Annotated in this window: 4 protein-coding genes and 2 pseudogenes; all 6 read left to right on the plus strand. The window is 64.4% G+C overall.

The annotated features are described in order from the left end of the window. Positions 1 to 554: pseudogene (locus tag HP546_RS22540) on the plus strand (serine/threonine protein kinase); the annotation flags it as partial. Between the two features lie 6 nt (positions 555 to 560). Continuing rightward, complete coding sequence (locus HP546_RS22545) at positions 561 to 1,259, plus strand: ABC transporter ATP-binding protein (RefSeq protein ID WP_172229649.1); 699 nt, start codon at positions 561 to 563, stop codon at positions 1,257 to 1,259. After that, the gene (locus tag HP546_RS22550) at positions 1,243 to 2,466 is read left to right on the plus strand and encodes an ABC transporter permease (RefSeq protein WP_172229651.1); all 1,224 of its coding nucleotides are present in this window, start codon (positions 1,243 to 1,245) and stop codon (positions 2,464 to 2,466) included. Before HP546_RS22545 ends, HP546_RS22550 begins: the two co-directional genes overlap by 17 nt. Further along, a complete protein-coding gene (locus tag HP546_RS22555) occupies positions 2,456 to 4,006 on the plus strand; it encodes an SUMF1/EgtB/PvdO family nonheme iron enzyme (protein WP_172229665.1) in 1,551 nt (516 codons plus the stop codon). The genes HP546_RS22550 and HP546_RS22555 overlap by 11 nt, the downstream gene beginning before the upstream one ends. Before the next feature lie 24 nt (positions 4,007 to 4,030). After that, positions 4,031 to 4,765, plus strand: a complete 735-nt coding sequence (locus HP546_RS22560) for a hypothetical protein (RefSeq protein WP_172229668.1) — start codon at positions 4,031 to 4,033, stop codon at positions 4,763 to 4,765. Positions 4,766 to 4,778: 13 nt separating this feature from the next. Then, positions 4,779 to 5,051 (plus strand): annotated as a pseudogene (locus HP546_RS22565) (hypothetical protein); the annotation flags it as partial.

The raw sequence follows: 5,051 nt of genomic DNA on the forward strand, positions 1-5,051 counted from the left end.
CGGCGCTGATAGGCCACGCCATGCAGCTGGCCTACCTTGGCAAGGCCAACGGCACCCAGGTGCCACCCGTGTTCCAGGCCTGGATCAGCGACCGTGACCTGATCAAGCAGAACGTGCCCACCACCGATGTGCGCGTGCTGTTGACCAAGGCCCAGCTCAGCGACCTCAGCGATGTGCTCAAGCAGATCCTCGACGCCGCCAACGAAGGCATGATTTCGCCCGACGAAATGTTCACCCGCCTGCGCTCGGTAGCCGCCACCATGGGTGCCGACCCGAACCAGCTGAAGCAGGGCTCGACCACCCGCGTGGCCGACTTGGGCGTGCTCGGCGAGTACCTGCAAGACCTGCCCTACCAGAGCGAAGTACTGAACCTGGACGAAGAAACCTGGAAAGGCTGGGATGGCCTGGCCCAGGAGAAATTCATTCGCAGCCTGAGCAGCAAGCTTCGCCATTACCAGCGCTACAACGCGGACGTGGACCGCTGGGTCGCCTTGGCCCCGGGCAGTGACAGCCGCGATAACGTCTACCCGGTACCGCTGGAAATGATGCCCTGACCGCACATGCTCGATATCAAGGGATTACGGATTGTTCGAGGCGAAGGATCGCAGGCTCACCGGGTACGGCTGGATGAGCTGTGCCTGCGGCCTGGCGAAGTACGCGCCATCACCGGCGAAAGCGGTTGCGGCAAGAGCACGCTGCTGGAAGCCATCGGCCTGCTGCTCAAACCCGAGCAACTGACCCACTACCGGCTTGGCCCGCAACGCCAGGATGTCGCCAGCCTGCTGGCCCAGGACCAGCAACCGGCGTTGGCGACACTACGCTCGCGGGAGCTTGGCTTTGTGCTGCAGAACGGCGGGCTGCTGCCCTTCCTCAGTGTGCGCGACAACATTCTGCTGCCGCGCCGCCTGCTTGGCCTGGCCCCTGGCTGCGCGGCCGTGGACAAGGCCGTCGAGGCACTGCGCCTGGCACCGCTGCTGGGCAAACTGCCCCAGGCGCTATCCATCGGCGAGCGCCAGCGGGTCGCCTGCGTACGCGCCATCGCTCACGAACCACGGGTGCTGTTGGCCGACGAGCCGACCGCTGCACTGGACCCACACAACGCCGAGCGCTTGTTCGAGCTGCTGCTGAACCTGGTGGCCGAGCTGGGGCTCAGTGCCTTGATCGTGTCCCACGACTGGGCGTTGGTCGAGCGCTTCGGCCTGCCGCGCCTGGGTGCCATCAATGGTCAAGGGGAAACACGCTTTGAACCCGTGGCATAAACGCCTGGCCCTGCTGATCAGGCTGTCGCTGGCCGACCTGTGGCATGACCGCAATGTTTCCTTGTGCATGGCCGCCTCGCTGGTCGCCGTCATCGCCCCGCTGTTGCTGCTGTTCGGCCTCAAGCACGGCGTGGTCAGCCAGTTGCAGCAGGAGCTGCTCAGCGACCCACGCAACCTTGAGGTGAAGATGCTCAGCAGCGGCCACTACGAGCAGGCCTGGCTGCAGCGTTTGCAGGCGCGCCCGGAAGTCGGCTTCGCCATCGGCCAGACCCGCTCGCTGAACACCCAGGCCGATCTGCTCGGGGCGCATGGCCGCTTCGCCGATAACGTCGAGGTCATCCCGACCCAGGCCAATGACCCGCTGTTGGCGACAGCCCTGAGCGAGCTGGCGACCGACCAGCTGATCCTCAGCGAACGGGCCGCGCAACGCCTGGATGCCAAGGTTGGCGACACGGTTCGCCTGCGCGTTGCCCGGCGCCTGAACGACGTCAACGAGCGTGGCGAGCGGGCCCTGCAGGTACGTGCCGTCGTCAGCTCGGTACGCTTCGCCCGCCCAGCCGCTTTCGTCAGCCCCGATCTGCTGATGGAACTGGAGCACTACCGCGATGGTTACCTGGTGGCCAGCCTTGGCGCCAGCAGCGGCCAAGCCCTCGACGCGCTGAAAGTCGGTTACGCCCGGGCGCGGGTCTATGCACGGGACATCGACAGCGTGGCACCACTGGAGCAGTGGCTGAACGAGCAGCGCATCGAAACCGCCAGCCGCCTGGCAGAGATCAACAACGTCAAGGCGATCAACCATGTGCTGGGGCTTATTTTCGGCGTCATCGCCGGCGCCGCCCTGATCGGCTGCATCGCCTCGCTGGTCGGGGCCTTCCTGGCCAACATCGACCGCAAGCGCCGGCACCTGGCGGTACTGCGCCTGCTGGGTTTCAGCAGTGCCGCGGTGTCGGCCTACGTAGTGCTGCAAGCGCTGGTGCTCAGCCTTGCCGGCTACCTGGGCGGCCTCGGCTGCTACTACCTGGGCAGCCTGCTGTTCGACCGGTTGCTGGTCAGCAGCCAGGCCACCGGCGCCTTCATCTGTCATATCACCGTGTGGCATGGCCTGGTCGCCTTGCTGCTGGCCTTCCTGGTCGCCGGCCTGGTCGCCCTGACAGGCGCCTTGCGTGCCATACGGATACAACCTGCGGAGAGTCTGCGTGAACTCTAAAGCCTACAGCCGCCTGCTTCTGGCGCCACTTGGTCTCGGCTTCGCGCTGCAAGCAGCAGCGGCAACCTGGGACGAAAAGTACTACAACCCGATGCCTGATGCCGACGACGTAGTGCTGCCCATGCCCTGCGACGGGGCGATGGTGTTTCGCAAGGTGATGATCCCGGTCGCCGGCCCGCTGGACGACTACCCGATCAACATCGGCCAGGACAGCGGCGAGTGGGGCTATGTGGAGCAGACCCGGCCCGCTTTCATCGCCGGCAGCTTCACCAGCCCCAAAGGCGAGAAGTCGCGCTACTACCTGCTGGCCAAATACGAGATGAGCCAGTTGCAGTACAAAGCGTTGACCGACGAAACCTGCCCGACTGCCTCCAACAAGCAGCGCCTGCCGGTGGTCTCGGTTGCCTGGCTGGACGCCCTGCAGGCCGCCGACAAATACAACCGTTGGCTGCGTGCCAATGCTGCCGCCAAGTTGCCCCGGGAAGACGGCGCCCTGGGCTTCCTGCGCCTGCCTACCGAGGTGGAATGGGAGTTCGCCGCACGCGGCGGCTTGCAAGTGAGCACCGCCGAGTTCCGCGAGGGTCGCTACCCCATGCCCGAGGGCCTGAATGCCCACGAGTGGTTCGCTGGTGCCCAGTCTGCCAACGGCCAGTTGCAGCTGACCGGGCTGCTCAAGCCGAACCCGCTGGGGTTGCACGACATGCTCGGCAATGCCAGCGAGATGATGTTCGAGCCGTTTCGCCTGAACAAGCTCGACCGCCAGCACGGCCAGGCCGGCGGCTATGTGGTACGCGGTGGCAACTACCTCACCAGCGAAGGCGACCTGCGCACCTCGCTGCGCCAGGAAGAGCCGTACTACAACGCCGAAGGCGCCGTGGCCAAGAAAACCAACGGCCTGCGCCTGGCCATGGTTTCACCCACCCTGACATCGCGCGAACGGGTCAAGAGCATCGAGAAAAGCTGGAGCAACCTGGGCAGCGATCAACCGGCCACCCAGAGCAAGGACAAGGGCACCGTCAAGGCGCTGGAAGAGCTGGCCTCGAACGTGGAAGACGAAGCGCTCAAGACCCAGCTCAAGACCGTCGAGAACCAGCTGCGCGCCAGCAACCAGCAGCAACAGGAAGCCCGCGACCAGGCGATCCGCGCCAGCCTCAACCTGGGGGCGTTCCTCTGCACCAAGATGCTCGACGACGGCCAGTACCTCGACTTTCTGCAGAAGAACTACGCCAGCAACTGCAAGGTCGGCGAAGAAGACCCGACCTGTGGCGTGCGCAAGGTCAAGCTCGAAGAACAACAGGAACGCCTGCACAAACTTAGCCGCTACTACGCCAGCTCACTGGTGGAGTCCGGTTCGCTGTATGGCAAGGACCTGCTCGACGCCCAGGTCCCGGTACTGGACGGCTCGTTCAAGGCCAACAAGAACCTCAAGGAACTGTCGCCGTACCTGCAAACCCACTGGGCCAACCAGGTGTCGTTCCTGAAAACCCAGAAAATCGACGCCACCGCGTGGCTGAACAACTGCAAGACCGTCGCACACTGACCCAAGGACCCCAGGAACCGCACCATGACCAACCCGACATCGACCCGCATCACACCTTGGCTCAGTCTGCTCATGGCTGCGTGCCTGGCCTTTACCGGTTGCGCCAACACCGGCAGTTCGCTGACCGGTAGCCAGGGCACCGCCGACCCGCGCCTGACCACCGGCAACGATGCCAAGTTCTTCACCACCTCGGGCTTCCAGGCCTGCGCCATTGCCGCTGGCGGCGGCATCCTCGCCTGCATGCTGTCCAACTCCGGCAACAAGGCTGCCTGCTCGATCATCGCCGGTGTCGCCGCGTGCGGTGTGGCCATGGGGGCCAACTATTACCTGGACCAGCGCCGGGCAAAGTATGCCGATACCACCGAGCGCCTGAATGCGATGACCACCGAAGTGCAGGGTGAAACCGCCAAGGTCGCGGAGCGCACCAACACGCTGCAGCGCGTGATCAACGACGACAAGCAACAGCTCGCCAGCATTCAGAAAAGCATCAAGGCCAAGACCGTGGACAAGGCCAAGGCGCAGCAGGACATCGCCAACATCGACCAGAACATCGGCCTGATGCGCAAAGACCTGAACAACATGAAAGCCCGCGTTACCGAATACCAGCAGGTCACCAAGCTGGAGCGCGATGGCGGCGCCAGCCAGGCCGAAGTGCAGAAGGTGGAAAGCGAAATCGCCAAGATGAACACCAAGGTCGCGTCGCTGCAGCAGGAGGTCGACGGCCTCTACAGCCAGCGCTCGGCCATTACCCTGGGCTGAAGGAGAGCACCCCATGTTCGTGCGTAATTGCTTGTGCCTGGCCCTGCTGGCCAGCCTTGCCGGGTGTGCAACCACTGCCTCGCAGTGCAATGCCTCCGACAGCAACGCCAGCCTGATTGGCAAACTCAACTGCGACTACGGCGGCGGCTATGCCGAAGGCGTGCGCAACAGCGAGCAGAACCTGCTGAGTGCCAAAGAGCAGAACCGCCAGTTCAACGAGGTCTACGCGCAGTTGAGTGCGCTGCAGGCCTCGACCCGCCAGGACCTGCAAAGCCAGCAGCGCCAG

This window comes from Pseudomonas sp. CM25 (assembly GCF_013179705.1).
Lineage (GTDB): Bacteria > Pseudomonadota > Gammaproteobacteria > Pseudomonadales > Pseudomonadaceae > Aquipseudomonas.